This is a genomic window from Alistipes sp., assembly GCF_048465635.1.
Classification (GTDB): domain Bacteria; phylum Bacteroidota; class Bacteroidia; order Bacteroidales; family Rikenellaceae; genus Alistipes.
The window spans coordinates 406,213-429,706 of record NZ_DBFWLF010000005.1 but is presented as its reverse complement, the minus strand read 5'-3'; the positions used below and the strand labels follow the sequence as shown (position 1 = coordinate 429,706).

At 61.7% G+C, this 23,494-nt stretch carries 18 protein-coding genes and 1 tRNA gene; 11 read left to right on the top strand and 8 right to left on the bottom strand.

Annotated elements, in window-relative coordinates; all coding sequences use genetic code 11:
- Nucleotides 1-174 precede the first annotated feature (174 nt).
- Entirely contained in the window at nucleotides 175-921 is a 747-nt protein-coding gene (locus tag ACMO9O_RS02850) for an SDR family NAD(P)-dependent oxidoreductase (protein WP_418982105.1), read from the bottom strand.
- Nucleotides 922-997: 76 nt separating this feature from the next.
- Between ACMO9O_RS02850 and ACMO9O_RS02845 the strand changes: the two genes are divergently transcribed.
- The 7 genes from ACMO9O_RS02845 to ACMO9O_RS02815 all read left to right on the top strand — a co-directional run bounded on the left by ACMO9O_RS02845 (nucleotide 998) and on the right by ACMO9O_RS02815 (nucleotide 9,186).
- Nucleotides 998-2,242 (top strand): ABC transporter permease, encoded by a 1,245-nt coding sequence (locus ACMO9O_RS02845; RefSeq protein WP_418982104.1) that lies wholly within the window; start codon nucleotides 998-1,000, stop codon nucleotides 2,240-2,242.
- The gene (gene ubiE / locus ACMO9O_RS02840) at nucleotides 2,239-2,961 is read left to right on the top strand and encodes a bifunctional demethylmenaquinone methyltransferase/2-methoxy-6-polyprenyl-1,4-benzoquinol methylase UbiE (protein ID WP_418982103.1); all 723 of its coding nucleotides are present in this window, start codon (nucleotides 2,239-2,241) and stop codon (nucleotides 2,959-2,961) included. The genes ACMO9O_RS02845 and ubiE overlap by 4 nt, the downstream gene beginning before the upstream one ends.
- Complete coding sequence (locus ACMO9O_RS02835; protein ID WP_418982102.1) at nucleotides 2,958-3,488, top strand: hypothetical protein; 531 nt, start codon at nucleotides 2,958-2,960, stop codon at nucleotides 3,486-3,488. The genes ubiE and ACMO9O_RS02835 overlap by 4 nt, the downstream gene beginning before the upstream one ends.
- On the top strand, nucleotides 3,488-3,961 hold the full coding sequence (locus tag ACMO9O_RS02830) for a hypothetical protein (protein ID WP_418982101.1): 474 nt from the start codon (nucleotides 3,488-3,490) through the stop codon (nucleotides 3,959-3,961). Before ACMO9O_RS02835 ends, ACMO9O_RS02830 begins: the two co-directional genes overlap by 1 nt.
- 101 nt (nucleotides 3,962-4,062) lie before the next feature.
- Nucleotides 4,063-4,329 carry a hypothetical protein gene (locus ACMO9O_RS02825; protein WP_418982100.1) on the top strand — a complete coding sequence of 89 codons (267 nt, stop codon included), beginning with the start codon at nucleotides 4,063-4,065 and terminating at the stop codon, nucleotides 4,327-4,329.
- Between the two features lie 209 nt (nucleotides 4,330-4,538).
- Nucleotides 4,539-5,168, top strand: a complete 630-nt coding sequence (locus ACMO9O_RS02820) for a hypothetical protein (RefSeq protein WP_418982099.1) — start codon at nucleotides 4,539-4,541, stop codon at nucleotides 5,166-5,168.
- A gap of 10 nt (nucleotides 5,169-5,178) precedes the next feature.
- The gene (locus ACMO9O_RS02815) at nucleotides 5,179-9,186 is read left to right on the top strand and encodes a hypothetical protein (protein ID WP_418982098.1); all 4,008 of its coding nucleotides are present in this window, start codon (nucleotides 5,179-5,181) and stop codon (nucleotides 9,184-9,186) included.
- 117 nt (nucleotides 9,187-9,303) lie between these two features.
- On the opposite strand, the gene ACMO9O_RS02810 is transcribed toward ACMO9O_RS02815, so the two are convergent.
- Both ACMO9O_RS02810 and ACMO9O_RS02805 read right to left on the bottom strand, forming a co-directional pair.
- Nucleotides 9,304-9,391 (bottom strand) — tRNA-Ser (locus tag ACMO9O_RS02810).
- Between the two features lie 113 nt (nucleotides 9,392-9,504).
- A complete protein-coding gene (locus ACMO9O_RS02805) occupies nucleotides 9,505-9,753 on the bottom strand; it encodes a hypothetical protein (protein ID WP_418982097.1) in 249 nt (82 codons plus the stop codon).
- 900 nt (nucleotides 9,754-10,653) lie between these two features.
- Between ACMO9O_RS02805 and ACMO9O_RS02800 the strand changes: the two genes are divergently transcribed.
- Nucleotides 10,654-11,007, top strand: a complete 354-nt coding sequence (locus tag ACMO9O_RS02800; protein ID WP_418982096.1) for a hypothetical protein — start codon at nucleotides 10,654-10,656, stop codon at nucleotides 11,005-11,007.
- Nucleotides 11,008-11,089: 82 nt separating this feature from the next.
- Here ACMO9O_RS02800 and ACMO9O_RS02795 read toward each other — a convergent pair whose 3' ends face one another.
- The 3 genes from ACMO9O_RS02795 to ACMO9O_RS02785 all read right to left on the bottom strand — a co-directional run bounded on the left by ACMO9O_RS02795 (nucleotide 11,090) and on the right by ACMO9O_RS02785 (nucleotide 15,575).
- Nucleotides 11,090-12,595 (bottom strand): nucleoside hydrolase, encoded by a 1,506-nt coding sequence (locus ACMO9O_RS02795; RefSeq protein ID WP_418982095.1) that lies wholly within the window; start codon nucleotides 12,593-12,595, stop codon nucleotides 11,090-11,092.
- A 5-nt stretch (nucleotides 12,596-12,600) separates the two neighbouring features.
- The gene (locus ACMO9O_RS02790) at nucleotides 12,601-14,487 is read right to left on the bottom strand and encodes a TonB-dependent receptor plug domain-containing protein (RefSeq protein ID WP_418982094.1); all 1,887 of its coding nucleotides are present in this window, start codon (nucleotides 14,485-14,487) and stop codon (nucleotides 12,601-12,603) included.
- A 167-nt stretch (nucleotides 14,488-14,654) separates the two neighbouring features.
- On the bottom strand, nucleotides 14,655-15,575 hold the full coding sequence (locus ACMO9O_RS02785) for a helix-turn-helix domain-containing protein (protein WP_418982093.1): 921 nt from the start codon (nucleotides 15,573-15,575) through the stop codon (nucleotides 14,655-14,657).
- A 156-nt stretch (nucleotides 15,576-15,731) separates the two neighbouring features.
- Between ACMO9O_RS02785 and ACMO9O_RS02780 the strand changes: the two genes are divergently transcribed.
- Genes ACMO9O_RS02780 through ACMO9O_RS02770 form a run of 3 tightly spaced genes read left to right on the top strand, consistent with a single transcriptional unit; the run spans nucleotide 15,732 to nucleotide 21,081 of the window.
- Complete coding sequence (locus tag ACMO9O_RS02780) at nucleotides 15,732-16,745, top strand: efflux RND transporter periplasmic adaptor subunit (protein WP_418982092.1); 1,014 nt, start codon at nucleotides 15,732-15,734, stop codon at nucleotides 16,743-16,745.
- A complete protein-coding gene (locus ACMO9O_RS02775; RefSeq protein WP_418982091.1) occupies nucleotides 16,742-19,792 on the top strand; it encodes an efflux RND transporter permease subunit in 3,051 nt (1,016 codons plus the stop codon). Before ACMO9O_RS02780 ends, ACMO9O_RS02775 begins: the two co-directional genes overlap by 4 nt.
- Complete coding sequence (locus ACMO9O_RS02770; RefSeq protein WP_418982090.1) at nucleotides 19,792-21,081, top strand: TolC family protein; 1,290 nt, start codon at nucleotides 19,792-19,794, stop codon at nucleotides 21,079-21,081. Before ACMO9O_RS02775 ends, ACMO9O_RS02770 begins: the two co-directional genes overlap by 1 nt.
- A gap of 116 nt (nucleotides 21,082-21,197) precedes the next feature.
- On the opposite strand, the gene nuoE is transcribed toward ACMO9O_RS02770, so the two are convergent.
- Both nuoE and ACMO9O_RS02760 read right to left on the bottom strand, forming a co-directional pair.
- The gene (nuoE, locus tag ACMO9O_RS02765) at nucleotides 21,198-21,692 is read right to left on the bottom strand and encodes an NADH-quinone oxidoreductase subunit NuoE (protein ID WP_418982089.1); all 495 of its coding nucleotides are present in this window, start codon (nucleotides 21,690-21,692) and stop codon (nucleotides 21,198-21,200) included.
- 2 nt (nucleotides 21,693-21,694) lie between these two features.
- Entirely contained in the window at nucleotides 21,695-23,482 is a 1,788-nt protein-coding gene (locus tag ACMO9O_RS02760) for an NADH-dependent [FeFe] hydrogenase, group A6 (protein WP_418982088.1), read from the bottom strand.
- Between the last annotated feature and the right edge of the window lie 12 nt (nucleotides 23,483-23,494).

Sequence of the window (23,494 nt, the reverse complement as noted above, 5' to 3'; positions counted from 1 at the left end):
CTGTTGCCGCAGTTCGGGGTAGCCGCTTTTGCCGTTTCCCTGCCCGCCTCCCAGGCTTTTAAGCCCCTCCCGAGGGAGGGGTTTGGGGAGGGGTCAGAATCATATACGCCGCCGCAGGCGGCGAGAGCAGCGGTCGTCAGCGGAAAAATGCGTCGCTTGCAGAACTGGTTCCGGTTACGCTTTCCTCCACGTATAATACGCCCCCGCCTGCTGCGCGGGCATCAGCACCATGTCGTTCACGTTCATGTGGGCCGGCAGCTGCGCCGCCCATACGATCGCCTCTGCAATATCCTCGCCGCTCAGGGGGGTAACGCCGTCGTAAACGTGTTTTGCACGCTCCCGGTCGCCGTGGAAGCGCACCTCCGAAAACTCCGTTTCGACCATCCCCGGCCGGATCTCCGTAACCTTGATCCCCGCCGCGAGCAGGTCGGCGCGCATCGCCTGCGAGATGGCGTGCACGGCGTGCTTCGAGGCGCAGTAGACCGCCCCGTTCTCATAGGGTTCCGTCCCCGCGATCGAGCCGATGTTGATGACGTGGCCGCCGCCCGCAGCCACCATTTTGGGTGTGATGACGCGCGTCACGTAGAGCAGCCCCTTGACGTTGGTATCGATCATGGCGTCCCAGTCGGCCGTGTCGCCCCGGTCGATATGCTCCAGTCCGGCCGCCAGCCCGGCGTTGTTGAGGAGCAGGTCCACCCGCTCGACCGGCTCCAGGAAGCGGCGCACCTCCGCCTCGCTCCGCACGTCGAAACAAAGCGTCGTGCAACATCCCCCGGCAGCTTCGACCGCCTGTCGCAGCTCCGCGAGCCGCTCGGCCCGGCGGCCCGTGGCAATGATGTCGTACCCCGCGGCCGCCAGCCGCAGCGCCGCGGCGCGTCCGATGCCCGAGGTGGCTCCTGTGATGAGTGCCTGTTTTTTCATAAAAGTGCCTTTGTTTCGGGCAAAATTACGAAAATATTGTGTTTCTTTGCATAAAATTTCCGCAAAAACGTCCTCCGTGAATCTGCCCTTTTTCCTCGCGCGCCGCATGGCCCGTTCCGGTCCCGGGAACAAACCCGGCGTGATGGAGCGTATCGCCGTGGTGTCGGTGGCGCTGAGCGTGGCGGTGATGATCCTCGCGCTGGCGGTGATGATGGGTTTCAAGCGCGAAGTGACGCGCAAGATGACCGCTTTCGCGGCCCATGTGTCGGTGACGGACATTCGCGGTGCGAATGCGCTGGACGCCGCCCCCGTCCGCCGCTCCGAGCGGCTGGAGGGGCTGATCCGTGCGACGCCCGGCTTCGTCTCGATGGCTCCCTACGCCGTGAGGGGCGGGATCGTCCGCACGGCCGACGCCGTGGAGGGGATCGTGCTGAAAGGGGTGGACAGCGCCTACGACTGGCGCTTTTTCCGCGAGTGGCTCGTCGACGGCGGGCTGCCCCGCGTGGGCGATACGGTCCGCACGAAGGACATTCTGATCTCGCGCAACCTGGCCGAGCGGCTGACGCTGGGCGTGGGCGACAAGGTGGAGATGCTCTTCGTCGAGGCAGGCCAGTTGCCGCGCCGCGACCGCTTCAAGGTGGCCGGCATCTACTCCTCGGGCATGGACGAGATGGACAATGCGGTGGTGATGACCGATCTGAGGAACGTGCAGCGCCTTTCGGAGTGGACGGCGGACGAGGTTTCGGGCTACGAAATATCCACCGACGACCTCTCCGCAGCCGGCCGCTTCGCCCGCGAGCTGGACCGGGCGCTCATGTACGACGATTCGGAAGAGACAGTGAATCTCGCGGTCAGCAGTATCGGGGAGCGTTATCCCAACATCTTCGACTGGCTGCGGGCGCACGATGTCAACGCCGCCGTGGTGCTGGTCATCATGCTGGTAGTGGCCTTCTTCAACATGGCCACGGCGCTGCTGATCCTGGTGATGGAGCGCACGCGGATGATCGGTCTGCTGAAGGCGCTGGGCATGCGCAACGGGGAGCTGCGCCGTATCTTCCTCTACCGGGCCGGGTTCGTCGCCCTGCGCGGGCTGGTGTGGGGCAACCTCGCGGGGCTGGCGCTGTGCTTCCTCCAGCTCACGACGCACGCGGTGAAACTCAGCTCGGAGGGCTATCTGCTCTCCGAAGTGCCCGTGGCGCTGGGCTGGGGGTGGTGGCTGGCGCTCAATGCGGGCTTCCTGCTTACGATCGCGGCGCTGCTGGTCATCCCGGCCGGGATCGTCTCTACCGTGAAACCCGACGAAGCGATCCGATACGAATGATGGTAAAACCTTACGATACCGAGCGGACCAAGAAGGCGCAGGTCCGCGAAATGTTCGACAATATTGCGCCCCGCTACGACCTGTTGAACCACACGCTTTCGATGAATATCGACCGCCTGTGGCGGCATCGCGCAGTAAAGGCCGTGCGGGCGTATGCGCCCCGCCGCATCCTGGACGTGGCCACCGGCACGGGCGATCTGGCCATCCAGCTGGCCAGCCGGATCCCCGCGGCGGAGGTGACCGCCGTGGACATCTCCGAGGGGATGCTCGCCGTGGCGCGCCGCAAGGTCGCGGCCCGCGGGCTGGAGAAGCGCATCGCGCTGCGGGCGGGCGATGCCGAGCATCTGCCGACCGGGGACGCTTCGATCGACGTTGCGACGGTCGCCTTCGGCGTGCGGAACTTCGGCGATCTGGATGCCGGGCTGCGCGAACTGGCCCGCACAATAAGACCGGGGGGCGCGGTCGTTATTCTGGAGTTCTCGCGGCCCCGCAACCGGGTGTTCCGGGCGCTTTACGAGTGGTACACCTACCGGGTTCTGCCCCGCATCGGCGGAGCCGTTTCGCGCGACCGGCGGGCCTATGACTACCTCCCTGCCTCGGTCGGAGAGTTCCCCGCGCCTGAGCGCTTCCTTGACATGATGCGTGAGGCGGGATTCACGCATTGCCGCGCCCGGAGCCAGAGTTTCGGCATTGCCCAACTATATATCGGTGAACGATGAAAATGTACGAAAGAAAACGGGTCGGCAGGATGGTCTGCTGCGCGCTGCTCGCCGTAGTCGCGCTGACGGCGACCTCGTGCCGCAAGGCGGTCGAAAAGGCGAAGAACAACATTCGCGTCGAGGCGGTCGAACGCATCGAACGGCAGGGCCTCACGGGCGCGGAGGTGGTACTGCGCGTGAGGAACGACACGGGGTACAGGCTGGTGCTGGACGAGGTGCGGGCCGATCTTTTCTACGGCGACAGCCGGGCCGCCACGCTCTCGCTGCGGGAGCGGGTCGAGGTGGAGCGGCATACGGTCGGAAGCGTCGGGACGCTGTGGCGGCTGAAAATCTCGGACCCGCTGGCGCTTTACGCCCTCACGCGCAAGGTGCAGGCGGGAGAGATCGGGCAGGTGAGCGTCTCCTATGCCCTCGAGGGGCGCGGAGGTCCGGTTCCCGTAAAAATTTCGCGCGACAGGGTTTCGTTGTCGGAATTTTTGAATATCTTTGGGCTGACGTTGCAAGACGTCACTAATTACCTGAAGTGATGCGCACTCTTCTGCTCCATACCGTATTCTGTCTGCTGCTGACCGCGGCGGCGCTGCCGCTCGAAGCCCAGTCGCTCGATGCGTTCAAGCAGCGGTTGGCCGAACCCCTTGCCGGGGAGTGGATGACCGGCGATGCGCGCGTGGTGGTGAGCGAATACGGCGATGCCGCGCAGGCCGTCGAGCGTGCCGTGCGGAGCGGATCGCGCCTGCGTTTCCGCGGCTACCGGGTCTGCATCTTCTTCGACAACGGGCAGGACGCCCGCGCCGGAGCCGTGGCGGCCAAGTCGCTCTTCGAGGAGAACTACCCGGGGGTAAGGGTCTACATGGTCTACGAAAATCCCTATTTCAAGGTCACGGTCGGCAACTGCTTGACCGCCGAGGAGGCTATTATCCTGAAAGGCAAGGTCTCCGCGACTTTTCCCAAGGCGTTTCTCAAGAACGAGGACCTCTCGGTGACCGACCTGCTGCGCTGAGGCGCGGGTTTTCGAGATTTCTTATTTTTTTTCTTGCATAATTCTACCGATTATATAACTTTGCGGCGTTCAAGAACACTAATTTCTAAACGTTTAAAGTTATGAAGAAGATTTTCTCTTTCGTAATCGTGCTGGCTGCGGTGGCTATGGTAAGCTGCGGCGGTAACACGACGAAGAAGGCTTCGGAGGCCGACGCTGCCGAGGCTGCCACGACCGAGGCTTCGGCCTGCACGGAGTGCACCGAGAAGTGCGACTCGACCTCCTGCTGCTGCGAGAAGAGCGATTCGTCCTGCTGCGAAAAGGCCGATTCGACGAAATCCTGCTGCCAGGAGAAAGCCGAGTGCGAAAAAGCCTGCTGCAACAAGTAAGGGTTGCCGGTGTGAGAGTGTGGGAGATTCTTCGGAATCCCCCTTTTTTTGTGTCAGTGGGTCCAGACGGTGGCTGTTAGCCGTATAAAACAAACCATATAGAATAACGATTGGTTGGCCGCATGGGTGAATCAATTCGGAAAATTTACTAACTTTATATCGCACAATCGTCTTAGTGGTTGCAAAGACAGATACAAACGGACGGAAAGATGAAAGAATTGCGGATCAACACGTGGTTGATTATCCTGGGAGCGGTGCTGATCGCCTTATTGAGTGCCTGGCTGCTGCTTTTTATAATCGGTCATGCGGATTATATGCTCCAGGTGTTTCTCAATTACAGTTTTATCACGATGCCACTCCTGGCTGTGTGGTGGTGGATGAACTTGCATGGATGGCATACGCGGTTGATGCAATGGAAACATGTGCGGAACGCGCTGGGACTGGCGCCCGACCTGAGGGGACGCTGGGAGGGAACCATCGACCGCAATGGGGAGGGAAACCCGCATCGCTTCGTGATCGAAATCAGGCAGCAAATGGACTGCATGCAGATATACAGCTACTCCAGCCGGGGAAAATCCGAAAGCATCACCCACGGTTTTGTCTGCGATGCGATGGGAGACGATTACCTGTTATGCTATCACTGGCAGGGAAAACACGGCAAACGCGGATGCGAAGTTACGTTGGACAATACGTTTTATGGTTTCTCGAGATGCCTTTACCGGGATACGCCCGAAGGCCGCTTTCTGGAGGAGGAGTATTTCACCAACCGGCAGCCCGAACAGACGATGGGAAAGGTCAGGCTCGAATTCAAGGGCTTGCAACTGAAAAAACATTTCTAAATCTTTTATCATGAACCAACTCGAAGAGCGGCTGAAAAAGTTCCGCGACTATACTACGGCGGCCTACGATCATATCGAACATGCTCGGTACGAAGATGCGCTCACCAACCTGCGCAAAGGATGCGAAGCGATCTGTCGCATTTACATCCTGAAAAATTCCGAGCAGAGCGAGGCTATCCGCCTGATCAATCAGCATACGAGTCTGCGGGAGCTGATTGATCTGCTCGTGCAGCGGGGAATCAGGCAGCCGGTCTGTCATCGGCTCGAAGATATACGCTACGGCGGAAACAGCGCATCGCATGATCCCCGGAAGGTGAATAAAACGATAACGCCCGCCGATGTCACCTTGTGCAGGAGCCAGTATCGCGAGGTGATCCGATGGCTCTACGATCAGGTGTTGCAGGCCCGCATGCCGCGGGAGTTGTCCGAACTGCTCGACGAACGGCAGCCGGCACAGGCGCCGGCTGAGAACTCTCCCTGGCAGGAGTTTAAATGTGTGTGCCGCGATTTCTCGCCACAGAACGACTATCTGCTCATCGCACCGCCGTCGATTCGCAACTGTACCCGGATGCAATTGGAAAATATCGCAAACGATATCTGGGGACTGGTGTTCGATTTCAATCCCGATTCGAAAACGAACGGTCTGCTCTGTGCTGCCGGGCAGAATGACCGCAGCCGAGAAATCCGCACCATAACTATCCAGCAGCGGAACGACCTGTTGGTGAGCAACAATAACTTTATTACCAACTGGGTGATGGCCAACGGACTGCGCAATGTCGAGAACACAGTGACCGAAGGCGAGATGCAGTGGCGAAGCCCGCAGCCCGGTTATCCACACTTCATCGAACAGGTGCTTGCGAAGTATTTTTCCCAACGGACCCGGCGAACGGTCGTGGTTTTCCTATGGGACGATGCGATTTTCACGCGGTTCTTCCTGGAAAAGATCACCGAACGGATCAGTCCCGATTTGATTCATTATGTCTTGACCAGCTCCGACGATGAAAGATTGCTGCAACTGAAGGAACAGGCGAGTGCTTACGCCTCCGTGTGTTCGTACTGCCGCATCTCGATCAACGAAATGGTGGCCGGATTCGAACAGATCGTTGCGGCCGCCGGCCCGCCGGTAAGCTGCCTGCAGGTTCCGGGGCGGGTTGAAGAGACGGACTGTCCGGTGGATATCAGTCCGATCTATGCGCAGTGTTGCGACGCAGGCGTGGAACCGATTTATATCGGTATCGAGCGGGAAGAGGAAACGCAGCCGGAGCACAATTTCTATACGGGCGACCGCATTTCCTGGAAGGATCTCTCGATGGAACGCGACGTGCGACGCAGTATTACCAGCAAATTGATTCAGGAAATCGGGACGAAACTTCGGAACATCCGCGAATCCGAGCCGTTCGTACTCATGCATCACGCCGGTGCGGGCGGTTCGACGCTGGCGCGCCGTATCGCGCTGAATTTTCACGATGAATTCCCGACGGTTATCATCACCCGGCATTGCCGGTTCAAGGAGCGTACGCTGACGCTGCTTCACGACTTTGCGGCACGGACGCAGAAAACGATTTTGGCCGTGGTCGAAGCGTCCAATGTGAATCAGAATGAGCTTTACGAACTGATTCGCAAATCCAATCAGGCTGCCAAGCGCATCCTGTTTCTCTACGTTAAACATGCCGTTCATAAAGGTGCGGACCATCTGTTGAGGGCCGGAATGGAGGACACTCAGGAGCAGCTCCGTTTTATTGAGAAATTTCAGAAAATCGCGCTCAATCCGAAAAATATCGCCGCCCTTGCCGCGCACAATCCTACCCAGTGCGAGGTGATCGATTTCGCACTGAGTGCCAATGAGATGGCATACAATGCGCAGGCGCTCGGAAATTATATCCACACTTATCTCGACCGCCTGCCGAATTCCTATGTCAACCGAACTGCTAACAAGCAGCGTGATTTTGCGATCTTTGCGGCTCTGCAATATTATTATACGCAAAAACCGGTCTCCGAAGTGATGTTGCGCAGCCTCTTTTCCGCCAAGGGTTTGAGTCACGATCTGGAAAGCTCGCCCGAGGAAGAGTACCTGCGCAAGCTGCTTACGCAGGAATACGACAGGAAAGGGCCGACCGAATACTGGCGTCCGCGCTATAACCGTTTCGCGCTGGAAATTCTCAGGATCGGCCTTACGGGGAAGGTTCCCGACGCGTCGACCGCGGACGACTGGATGAGTTTGCTCTCCGACTGGGCCGTGAAATATATCGAGTGCTGCAAGGAAAACAATCCTATTTTGACCGATGAAATCGAAGGACTTTTGCGCAGCCTTTTCCTGGAGCGGAACAATGAGGATTTGCTCGAGGCGGACGAGAAGAAACGGTTTGCCCGAATCATCGACGATATCCGGGACGTGGCTGGACAATCCGCCGTGTTGGAGACGCTTGTCAAACACTATCCGGAAAACCACCATTTCCGGGGGCATTGGGCGCGCTTTCTCTACGAAATGGCCAACGACATTCCCGATTACGACCGTGCGGCCGAACAGATCGAGTACGCTTTAAGGTCGGGAAGCAACGACTATATTCTTTGGCATCTGGGCGGCATGTGCCGCAAGCGGCGTATCAGTTTCCTGATCGAGCGCTACAAGACGGATGAAGAGTTCCGTCAGGCCAATCCGGATATCGAAATGCAGATTCAGGACCTCACGGAGGTGGCTTTTACCGAATACTTCAATAAAAGCCGTTCTGTCTACGCGCGCAACCTCTATGTCCACACCGCTGCGATCGGAATGCTGCTCGACGTACTGGATTTCGGACGTTACGTGCAGGGGAATCCCTCGAAGGAGGATTTTCTGGCTGATAAGGAGAACTGGTGGTATTCCCGACAGTTCGAAAAAATGTTCGAACTGCTCGATGAAGCGAAATACATCGTCGAGGAGTCGACGAGCCTCGATTCGAAGGGCGCTTCCCAGAAAAACCGCCAGATGATCCGCAGTGCGGAGGGGCGGATTTACGAACTGATCGGAGACTATTCGAAATCGATCGATATTTTCGGACGCCTGGCCGAGATGGCCAACGCAACGATGCGTCCCTATTATCGCAAGCTGTTTGTCTATTCGAATTTGTTGAGCAAGGTGGATGACCGGAGCAAGCTGCATCTGGCCTGGGGACGGCTGAACAGGACGGAGAACGCAGCGCTGGTCCGGGAGGTCGAAAAGAACATCACCGACCAGCCGGACAACGTGGGGCATATCAAGGACTGGATGCGTCTGGTGCGTTATTCCAAGGACGTCGTTTCGTTCGAGGTCGCCATCGCCAAGATACAGCGATGGTACGAACAGTGCAGCGGTCTGTCGAAAGCCGAGGCGGCCTACTACCTCTATGTGCTCAACGCCTGCAACGCAATCTGTGCCGGCGATAGTTTCAATCGATACAATGTCAACGAAAGCCGCCGCTTCCTCGCGGAGTGCAGGCAGGTCACCAGCAACGATTACCATAGCTTCGAGTGGCTCGGCCGGGATACCGGCATGCGGTCGATAATTAGCCACAAGGACCTGAGCGGCCGTCCGCCTTTCTTCAACTTCATGCCCAGCAAAACTCCGCTGCGCAAAGTGAAGGGAGTCATCACCCACATGGAGAATAACCGAAAGGGTACGATCCAGCTCGAATGCGGACTGGAAGCGTATTTCGTGCCGGTGGTCAATAATATGATTCTCGGTCGGGACGAAACCTTGCAGGTCGAGTGCTTTATCAGTTTCCGGTATAGTGGTATCCAGGCCTGGAACGTGAAATCCGTCACCGAGCGGGATGACGTTCGGGACGTGATCGACCTTTCGGACGATGCGAGATCGGGCAGTTACGATTACGAGGGTGAAAACGTCGAACGACCGAACCCCGTGCCCGACATGGCGGAGACAGCCCCCGTTCCGTCGGCCACGCCTCGCGTTGAACCCCAGGTTTTTGAAACGGAGCGTCCGGCGATCGGCCTGAAGATCCTCGGAAAGATCGACCCCGAGCTGCTGAAGAAAAAGAGATAGCCCAAAGCATGACCCGAAGAGCCGCGAACGATTCGCGGCTCTTCGGGTCATAGAACCGCAACCGAAAATACGCACGACCGCGGATCTATCGTGCGTATCGTAAGGTTGTCGGACTTGCGGAGAGAAGGGGATTCGAACCCCTGAAACCCTTTTGGGGTTTACTCGCTTTCCAGGCGGGCCAGTTCAACCACTCCTGCATCTCTCCTCGGGTCCGCAAAGATAAGAATTATTTTCCGGAAATCAACCGTTTCTCCGGGTTTTCCTCTCATCGAAAGCGAAAACGGCTTCTCCTCCCTGCGTCCCCGTCCGGAGCTGGCGTCAGCGCCGGTTCTCGTCGAGCCGCACCTTGGCGGCCCGGAACAGTTCCACGATGCGATCGGGAATCGTCGCATCCGTCGGCTGGTGCAGGTAGCTGAGGTAGGTGTCGTAGCTTACTCCCAGTACGTAGCGCGCGTACCGCTCGTAGACCCATTTGTGGCAGCGGCTCGCGTTGCCCTGTTCGAAAAGAATCTCGTCGATTACCTGCGCAAGTCTGATGCGCATCTTCTGATGGTCTGTAACATACATAAAAACAAGAATTTAAGTTTTTTGCAATATTGCAGGCGAAAGGTACGACAGATGGAAAACCCTTTTTTAAAAGGGATCTAAGCCCGGTCGTTAAATATCTCATTTGAGCACAAGTGTGTCGTTATCGGGCTGCGAGAGCCGCAGCGATCGCCGACAGTGACCGGACAGTGTAATATGTTTGTATATTATATTGTATATTGTTGGTTTTTTTGCAAGTGGTATCTTCTTGTAAATAAATATATTTAAAGCTTTTTATTGAATTTATACGATAATTGTTTCTAAATATTATATGGTTTGCCGAAATTATTGCTACCTTTGCGAAAACAAAAAGCCATAAAAAAGACGAAAAGGACTATTTGACCCTACATATTTAATAGCCTTAAGCTATTTATTCTTTCTTTCAAAACAGCCCGATAAGAAAAAAATATAGGAGAATAAATAGGTCGAGGCCGTGTATTATCAGCACGGCTCACCTATATTCCCTATATAAGGATGGCGTCCTTGAAAGAAGTTTATAGGTGACCGTGCTGATTTTTTATCAGCATAATGAAAAAAATTACGGCTTACTTTTTAGTGGCAACGGTGTCGTGTCAAGTTGCGTGCCGGACGGATTGCCCGACTTTTGCCGGTACGTGTATGGTTGTGGGTTTTTCCCTGCCGCTTATCAGCCTGCTGCGAACGGTGCGCCGTCTGAGGCGGCATTCTAAGACGATCCGGGCGTATGCGAGCTTGCTGAGGATGCGTTGCCCGGATAGCACCGCGCGGACACCCGAAGCGGAGGCGTCGGTCGCGCCCCTGCGTCCGCCCGATGCGGAACCGATTCTCACGGCCTGCTCACCGAACGATGAAGATGCTCTGCTCGCTGCGGCAGAATCTCTTTTGAAAGTGTGGAATCAGTTGATGGACAGCTCTTATCACACGTGCAACTCCCGCCGTTTTCTCGACGATTTCAACCGCTCCGCCCGAGCGCTGGGCGACGAGAGGTCGCTGTTTGTGTTGCTGCAATATGCGGTGAACCGCCGCTGCGACGGACTGGTCGTGCGGCTCCGCGAGCGGCATCCGACCCTGACCGAGTACGAGCTGGACATGCTCTGCATGCTCCGCTTCGGCTTTTCGTTCAACTGCATCCGCCTGCTGCACCGCCACGAGAACGTGAACAGCCTCTATTCGCGCCGCACGAAAATCCGCCGGAAGCTGCACCTGCCGCGGCGCTATCCGCTGGAAGATTACCTCGCCGAACTGTCCGGGCGATAAGGAGCCGTCCCTGCCGGCTGGAAGAAGCCCTGCCGATTCGTCCGACCGACAGGGAGCCGTCGTCCGGCTATCTGCTGGAAAATTACCGCGCCGAGTTGTCCGAAAGGCAACCCGAACCCGTCGCCGGGTCGGTTTCGACCTCGAGGTCGAAGATCGCGTGCCGGTCAAATTCGAGCCAGTACCGAAGCGCCAGCGCGCGGATATACTGCCAGTAGGGTTCGGTCAGATCGCCGTAGAGCGCTACGCCCTGCCGCACGTCGTCGCGGATGCGCGCCGCGTACGCGGGTTTGAGCCGCAGGCGGATGGTCTTTCCCTTGAAACTGAAACGCGCTTCGGGCCTTACGGGCTTCTCGTCGGCCACCGAGATCAGCCCGTGCCCGACGGAGGCGCCGGTTCCGACCTGCAGCCCGTCGTTCATGCAGCTTACGGGAGGCGTCAGCCCCGCATAGCTCGTAACCCGAATATCATCGACCCCGATATTGAAATATTCGCGGGCGCGGATGCCCATCTTGACCCCGATCGTGGCGTAGATGCCCAGATGTCCGTGCAGCTCGTTGGTCAGCACGGCGGCGCGCCACTCGCTCGGGCCGTGCCGCTCGATCGCCTGTGCGACGATCGGAGCCACGTCCTCGGCGTATAGCCCTTCTGCGACGGGGAACCCGTAGAAGACGCGGCTCTCGCTGTCGGGTTTGCCGCGCAGGATGGACATCAGAACGCCTTCGGCCTGCGCCGCCGCGTCGGGACCGTTCAGGGTGCATGCCTGCACGCTCGGTGAGACCTCTTGCACGCGGAACAGCTCGGGTGCGAAGAGGTAGACGGCCACCAGATCGTCCCACGCCTGCAAATGGCGCTCTCCGACCAGCCGGGCGAGCGGCTCCGTGCGGTGCGTCGACGCGATCCGGCGGGCATAGCGGGTCGGAACGGCTGCGAGAGAATCGAGCAGTTGGGGCGTCACGGCGATGGGACATTCCGGGTTGGCCGAGATAATTGCCACGTCGACGCCGCTTGCGAGCACCCGGCGGGCCGCCAGACTGTCGGTGGCGTAGTTGGGGCCGGCGAGGGGCTCCGCCTGCGTGTTGTACCAGACGACCCGTTGGATGCGCTCCGCCAGCTCGGGCCGCGCCTGCAGCACCTCGTCGAGGTTGGTCAGCGCACCGAGCGCCACGAAGACGATCCGCTCCTCTTCCTCGTCGATCGTGCGGGCGATCAGCGTGTTCGCCGCCGGAAAGCCGGTGCGGGCGGGTGTTCCGTCGCCCCAATCCACCGCTTCGGAGTGAGCGCGCCAGGGCGGGGCAGGGGCTTCGACGGCGCGTCCTGCGCCGACCGGCACGCCCTCGTGGTGGAACGAACCGAGCAGCGCCGCCGTTTTTGCGGCCGCTTCGGCGGGCGTGAGCGCCCCTTCCGAGGTCGTGACGGCCAGCACCTCGATCTCGCGGTTGCCCAGCATCAGGCAGAGCGCGCGCAGGTCGTCGGCCGCCCCGTCCGTGTCGATGATCGCGTGGAAACGGGCCTTGCCCGAGTGGGCGTAGCCGTTTGCGGCCGCGCCGAGCAGCAGAACCAGGCCGAGCGTGCGAAGCAAACGGTACACGGCGGTCAGAAATTGAGGTTGAAGCCGCCGATCACCGTCGCTTTCGGCATGGGGAATCCGGCGTTGATCTCGTACCGCTGCGCCAGCAGGTTCTCGCCGCGCACCCAGAGATCGATCCACTTGGCCGCGCGGAAGCTCGCGCGGGCGTTCCACAACAGGAAGTTGTCCTGTGTCTGGGGCTTGAGCGAGGTGTAGAGCCCGCGCACGTACTGGAATCCGGTCGAGACGTTCCAGCGGCCGTGCACGTAGGCGGCTCCGGCGTAGAGCTTGTGCTCGGGAGCCGCGACGACCGGGTATTCCATGTGGAGGTAGCTGTAATTGGCCGAGAGGGACCACGCCCGCGTGATGCGCCACGCGAATTCGGCCTCGACGCCGAAGTTTTCGATGCGCCCCGTGTTGATGTTTTTCGGGCGTCCGTCGACCGGGACGGTCTGGATGATGTTGTCGCCGTCGATGTAGAAGAGGTTCACCCCGTAGGTGAGCGCGCCGCGCAGCAGCTGCTGCGAAAACGACAGTTCGTAGTTCATCAATTTCTCGGGCTTCAGGTCGGGGTTCTGGGGCGGGAACATATACATTTCGCGGATGGTCGGGAAGCGGAAACCCTTGCTCACCATCGCCTTGATCTGCGCGTTGTGGGGCAGCAGGAACGACAGGCCGCCCTGCGGAACCCACTCCGTGCCCGCGTGCGACTGGTGGTCGAGGCGCAGCCCGGCGTCGAGCGTCAGCCAGTGGGTCAGGCTCTGTCGGAAATCGACGTACCCGGCCACCTCGTCGAGCGACTTGTCGGCCGTGGTCTTGTCGGGATCGCCGTTCGTGAAGGTGTTCCACGCCCTGCCGCCGAAGTGCTGGTAGTCGACGCCCACGGTCAGACGGTTGCCCCGGAAGAGCTGGAAACTCTCGTACCACGACACGCCGAGCATCTCGTCGCGCGAGTTGAAGCGGTAGTCGAGCGGCTCCTTGCCGGGCGAGTAGCCGTCGTTGATCTTGTGGCGTCCCCAGTTGTAGAAGAAGCTCAGCGCTCCGGAGGCGCTGCCGTAGTCGTTCCGAAGCGCGAACGAAGTCATGCCGCGTGTGATGCGCGAGTCGTTGTCGAGGATGGGAGCCGTCACGGGACCGGGGTTCGAGGCGTTGAAGTGCGTCAGGTTCACGTCGGCATAGAGGTCCCACGCACCGGAGAGCTGATAACCCAGTTTGGCGTAACCGCCGTACTGCTCGAAACCCATGTCGGCGCGGTGGCCGTCCGTGCGGTTGTAGGAGCCGGTGACCGTGCTGGTGAAGCGTCCGGACCGGATGCGGTTCGTAAGTTCGGTCTCGAGCGTGTTGTAGGAGCCGTAGCCGGCCCGCAGATCGGTTTTCACCCCGTCCTGGGCCATCTTGCGCGTGACGATGTTAATGACCCCGCCCATGGCGTTGGAGCCGTAGAGCACCGACGCCGGGCCGCGCACCACCTCCACCCGGTCGGCCAGCATCGACTGGTAGGCGTCGGCGATCGGGTGGCCCATCAGGCCCATGTACTGCGGGTGGCCGTCGATCAGCACCAGCAGCCCCGTGGTCGGGCTGTTGCCCACGCCGCGCAGCGTCATGCCGCCCGCAGCTCCCGTCGAGACGCCGTAGCCCATCACGCCGCGCCCGGTGACGAAAAGGCCCGGGACCTGTTCGGTGAGCGTCGGCAGCAGCGAGGGCTGAAATCCGCTCTCGATCTTTTTGCGGCCGACCACCGAGACGGTCATCGGCATGTGGCGGATGTCGGTTTGGTGACGCGTGCCGGTCACGACCACCTCGCCGATGGGGTGGACTTTCGCTTGGGAAAGGCTGTCGGCAGTCTGGGCCTTCGCCGTGTACAACGAGGCCGTGCTGCCTGTCAGCAGCAGGAGAAATGTACTAATTCGCATCTTTCTGCACGTTTGAATGGTTCGAAGTTCTTTCTGTTCAGCCGTCGGCGGCTCCAATCGCTTCCGCAAATACGGGGCCACGCTCCCCGGGCCGGCCTCCGGCAGTCCCAATCGGCCTTAATAAGAACCGTTTACAGGAGCGGCGGTGCGGCCGGCGGCTCTGTGTGCTATTTTCGGACCCGATAGGCCGTGGGGGTCATGCCCGTGTGGTTGCGGAAATACTTGCCGAAGAACGACTGGTTGGGAAAGTTGAGGCAGTAGGCGATCTCCTGAATGCTCCTGGTCGAATATTTCAGCAGGTTCTTCGCCTCGAGCACCACGTAGTCGTCGATCCACTCCGTAGCCGTGCGGCCCGAGGTTCGGCGGATGATCGTTGTGAGGTACTTGGGTGTCAGGTGGAGCGCTTCGGCGTAGAACCCCACGGCGCGGTGCTGCATGTAATGCTTCGACAGGACGCGCATGAACTCGCTGAAATACTCCTCGCTGCGGCTGCGCGCGGTGGTTTCGGCCGCGGGCGCCGATTCCAGATGCCGTTCGACGATGCGGCACACCTTGTAGGCCAGCGTGCGGATGACCGAGCGCAGAATCTCGTGCGAATAGTCGTCCGCCGGCAGCGGCGTGCCCTCGGCGGCGATCTCGGCGAACGAACGCCGGACCCCCTCCCACTCCGCGGCGCTCATCGGCAGGCAGGGGTGCTTCTCCACGGCCAGAAACAGTTGCGTAAGCAGTTTGAAGTCGATGTTGATGCGGCGGATGAACTCCTCCTCGCACAGGACGGCGTAGACCGATGCCTCCTGCTGAACGGACTCCACCTGCAGGATCGAGCCGGGCAGGTGGACGAAGAGGGTCCTTTCGCGCAGCGTGTGGCGCTGCAGTCCGGCGGTGAAGGTGATCGAACCTTTCGAACAAAAAATGATGGCGATCGCGTTCAAACGGGTGGGGTAGCGGAACAGGTCGATGCTTCGTTCGTCCTCCAGGTCCACACGCGAAGCGATCAGGCAGCCATCGTAATAGAAGTCCTCCTCGCGGCGGCCCAGCCGGTCGAGCAGCGTGGAGAGCGAGTGGCTCTGAATTTCCGTTTCGTTCATTTTTCCAGCTTTATTTCGGACAAATATACCAATTTGCCGCCGATTTTTCGCCGGAAAGTCCGAAATCGAACCAAAAGAAGAACTCTACCGACGCGGCGGCCTTTTTTCGACCCTTGCAAAGCGGCAACTTTGTACCGAAAACAAACAGCGAATCGCATGAAACGAACGATTATCTGGACCGCCCTGCTCCTTGCCGGCGGCTGCGCTTCCCGCAATACGGACCGAACGGTCGATCCGGTGCGGGTGGAGACCCTCTTGGCCGCTCCTTCGGCCGCCGTGAGCGAGGCCGTCTACGTCGGAACGATCGAAGAGGAGGCGTCGGCCGCGCTGAGCTTCCCCGTTCCGGGGACCGTGGCGCGCACCTGCGCCGACGAGGGGCAGCGCGTGCGGCAGGGAGAGTTGCTGGCCGAGCTGGACCCGACCTCCGCACGGCAGACCTTCGAGGCCGCCGAAGCGGCGCTCGAACAGGCCCGCGATGCCTGCGGCCGCCTGCAAAAACTCCACGACGCCAAGACGCTCCCCGAAATCCAGTGGGTCGAGGCGCAAACCCGCCTGCGGCAGGCCGAGGCCGCCGCGGAGATCGCCCGCAAGAACCTGAAAGACTGCACGCTTCGTGCACCTTTCACGGGCGTAGTCGGTGTGCGGCGCGCCTCGGCCGGGGAGACCGTGCTGCCGGGCGTTCCGGTGATGACGCTGCTGCGCATCGAAAAGGTCAAGGTACGCTTCCCGGTTCCCGAGCAGGAGATCGCCGCCATCGGTGCGGACAGCCGCGTGCAGCTGACTGTTCCGGCCCTTGCCGACCGGACGTTCTCCGCCGCGAAGATCGAGAAGGGCGCGGTGGCCAACCCCGCCTCGCACACCTATGACGTTCGGGCCACCGTCGCCAATGCCGCGGGCGAACTGCTCCCGGGCATGGTCTGCCGTGTGGTCGTGACGCCTGAGGGAGCCATTGAGCAGATCGTCGTGCCGGTGCGCGCCGTGCAGCAGGCCGGTGACGGAAGCCGCTACGTGTGGATCGTGCGCGGCGATTCGGCCGTGCGGGCGACCGTCTCCGTGGGCCGCTTCTCCGGGAACGGGGTCGAGTTGACGGCGGGCGTCGAGCCGGGCGAGCGCATCATAACGGGCGGGATGCAGAAGATCGGCGAAGGAACCAAGACCCTCTGGCGATGAATACGAAGAACAACGTGATCGCATGGTCGATGCGCAATTTCCGCATCGTCTTCCTGCTCGTGGCCTCGCTCTTCGTCTTCGGCATCTATGCGCTGGTCCACATTCCCAAGCAGGAGTTCCCCGAGTACACCATCCGGCAGGGGGTCGTGGTGGGCGTCTACCCGGGTGCGACGGCCGAGGAGGTCGAGGAGCAGCTGGCGCGCCCGCTCGAGCAGTTCCTGATGACCTACAAGGAGGTGAAGCGCCCCAAGACCACCTCCGCGTCGCAGAACGGCATGTGCTACGTGATGGTCGAACTGAACGACGACGTGAACGACAAGGACGAGGTGTGGTCGAAGATCAAGCACGGACTGGCGGCGTTCAAGCCCCAGCTGCCGCAGGGGGTAATCGCGCTGGTCACCAACGACGACTTCGGCGATACTTCGGCGCTGCTGATCACCCTCGAATCGGACACCCGCTCCTACCGCGAGCTGAAGGAGTGGCTCGACGAGCTGAGCGACCGCCTGCGGCGGATCGAATCGGTCTCGAACCTGCGTCCCTACGGCGTGCAGCACGAGCAGATCTCGGTCTACGTCGACCGCGACCGCCTCGCGGCGTATGGCATCGGCGAAAAGATGCTCTCCGCGGCGCTGGCCGCGCAGGGGCTGACCCCGCTGGGCGGCTCGGTGAGCAACCCCGCCACCGAGACGCCGATCCACCTCTCGGCCTCGCTGGCGAGCGAACGCGAGGTGGCCGAACAGATCATCTGGAGCGACCCCGCAGGGCACGTGCTGCGGGTGGGCGACGTGGCGCGCGTGGTGCGCGAGTACGACGATCCGGACAGCTACATCCTCAATAACGGCCACCGCTGCGTGATGCTTTCGATGGAGATGCGCGCGGGGTTCAACATCGTGGAGTACGGCCGCGAGGTCGACGAGGTGCTGCACGACTTCATCCGGAAGGAGCTTCCCGCGGACGTGCGCGTGCAGCGGATCGCCGACCAGGCGAAGGTGGTCGCCGACTCGGTCCATTCGTTCCTGCGCGATCTGTTCGTCGCCATGGCCATCATCATCGCCGTGATGATGCTTCTCTTCCCGTGGCGGTCGGCGCTGGTGGCGGCCATCACCATCCCCCTCTCGACTTTTATATCGGTCGGGGTGATGTATTTGTGCGGCATTCCGCTCAACACGGTGACCCTGGCCGCGCTGGTGGTGGTGCTGGGCATGATTGTCGACAACTCGATCGTGGTGATCGACGGCTACCTCGACTACCTCGGCCGCGGCCATTCGCGCTGGTACGCCGCCGCGGAGAGCGCCCGCGAGTTCTTCCCCTCGCTGCTGCTGGCCACGATCTGCATCTGCATGATCTTCTACCCGATCCTCTTCACGATGAAGGGCATGATGCGCGACTTTCTGACCTTCTTCCCGTGGACGATCACCATCAACCTGATGGTCTCGCTGCTGCTGGCCGTGCTGGTGATTCCGTTTCTTGAAATCCTCATCATTCCTGTCGTCCACCCACGGCGGGAGGGGCGCAAGCCTTTTACCGAGCGCGTGCAGGATTGCTACCGTCGCGTGCTGGCGTGGACTTTCCGCCACGGCTGGCTGACCGTGGGGCTGGGCGCCGCCTCGGTCGTCGCCGCGCTGTGGCTGGCCACGGGCCTCAAGCTGCGCATGGTTCCCTTTGCCGACCGCGACCAGTTCGCCGTGGAGATCTACCTGCGGCAGGACGCTTCGCTCGAACAGACCGCCGCCGTGGCCGATTCGCTCTACCGGGCGCTCTCAGCCGACGAGCGGGTCCTCTCGGTCACCTCGTTCGTAGGGTGCTCCTCGCCCCGCTTCCAGATGAGCTACGCTCCGCAGATCGCGGGCAAGAACTACGCGCAGTTCATCGTCAATACCGCCTCGGTCGAAGCCACCGAGGCGCTGCTGGACGACTGCTCCGAGGGGTGGTCCGACCGCTTCCCGGAGGCGTACGTCAAGTTCAAGCAGCTCGATTACCAGAATGTTCCTTCGCTCGAATTTCGCTTCTACGGCGACGACATCGACTCGCTGCGCACGGCTGCCGACGCCCTGATGGCCCGCATGCGCCGGATGCCCGAGCTTCGATGGGTGCATACCGACTACGAGGACCCGCGTCCGATCGCCGAAGTGCGGCTCGATCCCGTTACGGCCGCGCAGCTGGGCGTCACGCGGACGGTGGCCGCCGCCAACCTGGCCGTGGCTGCGGGCGACGTGCCCGTGGGGTCGGTCTGGGAGGGGGACTACCGGCTGCCCGTGGTGTTGAAGAACGACGCGCGGCGGGGCGAACGCTCGTTGACGGACGTGGGCGACACGTATATATCCTCGCCCGTGCCGGGGGTGAGCGTGCCCCTGCGGCAGATTGCCGACGTGCGGCCCGCCTGGAGCGAGAGCCGCATCGTCCACCGCAACGGCATGCGCTGCATGACGGTTACGGCCGATCTGAGGCGCGGCGCGAACGCCATGCGCATCTCGTCGCGGATCCAGCAGGTGCTCGAACGCGAGATCGCGCTGCCCGCCGGCGTCGAGACCGAGCGCGGCGGAGCCTTCGAGTTCGACTGGGAGACCATTCCGCCGATCGCCTCGGGATTGACCATCTCGCTGGTGATCATCTTCTTCTTTATTCTGGTCAACTTCCGCAAGTTCGGCATCACGCTCGTGGTGATGGCTTCGATGTCGCTCTGCCTGTTCGGGGCGATCGTGGGGCTGCGGCTGGCCGATTTCACCATCGGTCTGACCTCGGTGCTCGGTTTCATCACCCTGCTGGGCATGATCGTGCGCAACGTCATCCTGATGTATCAGCACGCCGAGGACAAGCGCAAGGTGTGCCGCTGGTCGGCCCGGCTGGCGGCCTACGACGCGGGCAAACGCCGCATGGTCCCCATTTTCCTCACCACGGCGACCACCGCCGTCGGCGTCGTGCCGATGATGCTGGGCGGCAGTTCGTTCTGGGCGCCGGTCGGGGCGACGATCTTCGCCGGCGGCATCGGTTCGCTGGTGCTGGTCGTCACGGTGCTTCCGGTTCTTTACTCCAAAATCTACCGATGATGAAAAAGACCCTTGTCTGGCTGCTCTGCTGCTGCGCCGTCCTTCCGGCCGCCGGTCAGCCCTATACGCTTGAAGCGTGCCGCACGGCGGCCGCCGAGCACAACCGGACGCTGCGTTCGGCCCGGTTCGAGGTGGATGCGGCCCGCCAAACGCGCCGCGAGGCGTTCACCTTCTATTTCCCGCAGCTCTCGGCCACGGGCGGCCTCTTCCAGGCGCAGCACGGGGTGGTGCAGGCCGATTTCGGAATGAGCGTCCCGGTGCTGGGCGATCTGGAGTTCCCGATCTCGGTCGTGAAGCGCGGCGTGGTGGGCGGCATCAGCGCCGTGCAGCCCGTTTTTGCCGGGCTGAAAATCGTCAACGCCAACAAACTTGCCCGGCTGGGCGAGGAGGTCGGCCGCCTGCAGCTCGAAAAGAGCGAGGCGGAGGTCCGCGAGCAGACCGACGCCTACTTCTGGCAGGTCGTCGCGCTGCGCGATAGGCTGGAGACCGTCGCCGCCGTCGAGCGGCAGTTGACGGAGATTCACCGGCAGGTCGCCGTCGCGGTCGACGCGGGGCTGGTCACGACGAACGACCTGTTGCGCGTGGAGCTGCGGCAGCAGGAGACCGCCTCCGACCGGCTGAAGGTCGAGAACGGGCTGCGCGTCTCGAAGATGCTGCTGGCCCGCCATATCGGCGTGGAGTTGCGGGGGTTCGACGTGGACGCCGCGGGGGCCGCGAACCCCGAAGCGCCGGGGACTTATTATGTATCGACCGAGGAGGCGCTCGACCGCCGGGCCGAATACCTGCTCGCCGAGAAGAACGTCGAGGCGCAGAAGTACCGCAAGCGCATCGAGCGCGGCAAGCGCCTGCCGACCGTGGGCGTGGGGGCGGGCTACCTCTACTACAACGTGTTGGACAAGGGCGTCGACGATGGCGTGGTCTTCGCGCAGGTGTCGGTCCCCATCTCCGACTGGTGGGGCGGCGCGCATGCGCTGCGCAAGGCGCGCATCGAGGAGCAGCGGGCCGAGAACGAACGGATGCAGGCGCGCGAAATGCTCGAAGTGGAGATCGAAAAGACGTGGAGCGAGTTGCAGGAGGCCTATGCGCAGATCGGCATCATGCAGCGCTCGGTGACCTCAGCGACCGAAAACCTGCGCCAGAACCGCAGCTTCTACGAGGCGGGCACGGCGCCGCTGAGCGACCTGCTCGATGCCCAGACGCTCTACACCAAGAGCCGCAACGACCTGATCGCCGCGTGGGCGGCCTACCGCACCTCGCTGGCCCGCTACCTGCGGGTGACGGGGCGGTAACGCGCAGACGGCTCGCAAACGGCGCAGCGGATGCCGCACGCATCTGCGCCGTTCCGAAGGCGGTTCTTCCCTCAGAAATGAGCAGGCCCGGGGTAATCCCCGGGCCTGCTCATCGGTTACGCCTCCTTCTCCTGTTCGATGAACTCGTCGATGATGCCCTTCACGTCGGCGGGTTTCAGCCGCCCGTAGACGCGCGAGCCGACCATCACCACGGGGGCCAGTCCGCACGCCCCCACGCAGCGCAGCGAGTCGAGCGAGAAGAGGCCGTCGACGGTGGTCTGCCCCACGTCGATGCTCAGCTGCCGCCGGAACTCGTCGAGCACCTTCTCTCCGCCGCGCACGTAGCACGCCGTGCCCATGCAGACCGAGATAGGGTACTTCCCTTTGGGTTTCATCGTGAAGAACGAGTAGAAGGTCACCACGCCGTAGACCCGCGAGGCAGGTACGCCCAGCTGGAGGGCGATCAGCTCCTGCACCTCCTTGGGGAGGTAGCCCAGCTTGCCCTGCACCGTGTGCAGGATGTTGATCAGTTCGCCCGGGTCGTTGCCGAACTGGTCGCAGACCGCCTTTATTTCTTCCGCCTTTCGTTGCGAGATACAGATCTTTTCCATAGTTACTGCTTCTTGGGGTTTGCGGGGGTCGTGTCGACGACCGGTTTGCGATCGGTGTACTGCGTATGGAGCAGCTCGTGCGCCCGGTGGCCGCACGGTTCGCCCAGAAACTTCCGGTAGAGCTGCTGGATGTAGGGATTCTCGTGCGACTTGCGCAGCGGCTTGTCGCGGTCCTCGGCGTAGAGCGATGCGGTGCGCTGCTTGAGCACGCCGATGTCGCCCAGGTGGTAGGGCTGCCCGCCGCCGCCGATGCAGCCGCCCGGGCAGGCCATCACCTCGATGGCGTGGTAGGGCGAGCGGCCCGCGCGGACCTCCTCGGCCAGCTTGCGGGCGTTGGCCAGTCCGTGGGCGATGCCGATCCGCACGGGCGTGCCGTCCAGGTCTACCGTGGCCGAGCGGATGCCCTCCATGCCGCGCAGCTCGGTGAAGTCGATCCTCCCGAGCGGTTTTTTCGTATAGAGTTCATAGGCCGTGCGCACGGCGGCTTCGATCACGCCGCCCGTGGCTCCGAAGATAACCCCCGCGCCGGTCGATTCGCCCAGCGGACGGTCGAAATCGCTCTCCGGGAGCGTGTCGAAACGGATGTTGGCGAAGCGGATCATGCGGGCCAGTTCGCGCGTGGTGATCGAGATGTTTACGTCCTGATCGCCTTCGCAGCCGAACTCGGGGCGCGCCGCCTCCGACTTCTTCGCCACGCAGGGCATCACCGAGACGACCACCAGCTGACGGCGGTCGATGCCCAGCTTTTGGGCGAAGTAGTTCTTGGCCACTGCGCCGAACATCTGTTGCGGCGATTTGGCCGAGGAGAGGTTTTCGCGCAGTTCGGGGAAGTTCTTCTCCACGAAGCTCACCCAGCCCGGACAGCACGAGGTCATCAGCGGCAGCTTCACCGTCTTGTCCCCTGTGAGCGCGGCCCCGAGGCGGCCCAGCAGCTCCGTCCCCTCCTCCATGATCGTGAGGTCGGCGGCGAAGTCGGTGTCGAACACGTAGTCAAAGCCCAGCTGGCGCAGCGCCGCGACCATCTTGCCCGTCACGCTGTTTCCGTCGAATCCGAAATCCTGTCCCAGCCCCACGCGCACGGCGGGTGCGGTCTGTACGACGACCGTCTTCGAGGGGTCGCCGATGGCGCGGAACACCTCGCGCAGGTTGTTGTTCTCCGAGAGCGCCCCCGTCGGACAGACCGCCACGCACTGCCCGCAGTTGACGCACTGGGTGGTTTGCAGCGGCTCGTTGAACGCCGTGCCCACCACCGAGGCGAAGCCGCGGTTGACCACGCCCAGCGCTCCCACGGTCTGCATCCGGTTGCACGCCGCCTCGCAGCGGCGGCACATGATGCACTTGTCCATGTTGCGCTCGATCGAGAGCGACATGTCCATCAGCGGTTTGGTCACCTCGCCCACGTACTTGGCCTCGCGGATGCCCAGGTCGCGCGCGAGGTTTTGCAGCGTGCAGTAGCCGTTCTTGGGGCAGGTCAGACACTCGTTGGGGTGATTCGAGAGGATCAGTTCCAGCACGGTCTGCCGCGCGTTGATGACCCGCGGGGTGTGCGTGCGGACCACCATGCCCTCCTCGCAGCGGGTCTTGCAGGCCGGCGCGAGGTTGCGCCGCCCCTGGACCTCCACCACGCAGATGCGGCAGACGCCGGGGTTGTTCGTGTAGTTCAGCTCGTGCAGGTTCATGTAGCACAGCGTCGGGATCTTCACCCCCGCCGAGGCGGCGGCCTCCACCAGATTGGTCCCCGCCGGAACCTCGACCCGCAGGTCGTCTATCGTCAGTTTGATCGTTTCCATCTCGGTTTTGCG

Coding starts and splice junctions, on each gene's coding strand:
- ACMO9O_RS02800 (WP_418982096.1), top strand. CDS start 10,654: ATGGACAGCTCTTATCACACGTGCAACTCCCGCCGTTTTCTCGACGAT.
- ACMO9O_RS02805 (WP_418982097.1), bottom strand. CDS start 9,753: ATGTATGTTACAGACCATCAGAAGATGCGCATCAGACTTGCGCAGGTA.
- ACMO9O_RS02785 (WP_418982093.1), bottom strand. CDS start 15,575: ATGAACGAAACGGAAATTCAGAGCCACTCGCTCTCCACGCTGCTCGAC.
- ACMO9O_RS02790 (WP_418982094.1), bottom strand. CDS start 14,487: ATGCGAATTAGTACATTTCTCCTGCTGCTGACAGGCAGCACGGCCTCG.
- ACMO9O_RS02770 (WP_418982090.1), top strand. CDS start 19,792: ATGAAAAAGACCCTTGTCTGGCTGCTCTGCTGCTGCGCCGTCCTTCCG.
- ACMO9O_RS02760 (WP_418982088.1), bottom strand. CDS start 23,482: ATGGAAACGATCAAACTGACGATAGACGACCTGCGGGTCGAGGTTCCG.
- ubiE (WP_418982103.1), top strand. CDS start 2,239: ATGATGGTAAAACCTTACGATACCGAGCGGACCAAGAAGGCGCAGGTC.
- ACMO9O_RS02815 (WP_418982098.1), top strand. CDS start 5,179: ATGAACCAACTCGAAGAGCGGCTGAAAAAGTTCCGCGACTATACTACG.
- ACMO9O_RS02775 (WP_418982091.1), top strand. CDS start 16,742: ATGAATACGAAGAACAACGTGATCGCATGGTCGATGCGCAATTTCCGC.
- ACMO9O_RS02835 (WP_418982102.1), top strand. CDS start 2,958: ATGAAAATGTACGAAAGAAAACGGGTCGGCAGGATGGTCTGCTGCGCG.
- ACMO9O_RS02830 (WP_418982101.1), top strand. CDS start 3,488: ATGCGCACTCTTCTGCTCCATACCGTATTCTGTCTGCTGCTGACCGCG.
- ACMO9O_RS02820 (WP_418982099.1), top strand. CDS start 4,539: ATGAAAGAATTGCGGATCAACACGTGGTTGATTATCCTGGGAGCGGTG.
- ACMO9O_RS02825 (WP_418982100.1), top strand. CDS start 4,063: ATGAAGAAGATTTTCTCTTTCGTAATCGTGCTGGCTGCGGTGGCTATG.
- ACMO9O_RS02850 (WP_418982105.1), bottom strand. CDS start 921: ATGAAAAAACAGGCACTCATCACAGGAGCCACCTCGGGCATCGGACGC.
- ACMO9O_RS02780 (WP_418982092.1), top strand. CDS start 15,732: ATGAAACGAACGATTATCTGGACCGCCCTGCTCCTTGCCGGCGGCTGC.
- nuoE (WP_418982089.1), bottom strand. CDS start 21,692: ATGGAAAAGATCTGTATCTCGCAACGAAAGGCGGAAGAAATAAAGGCG.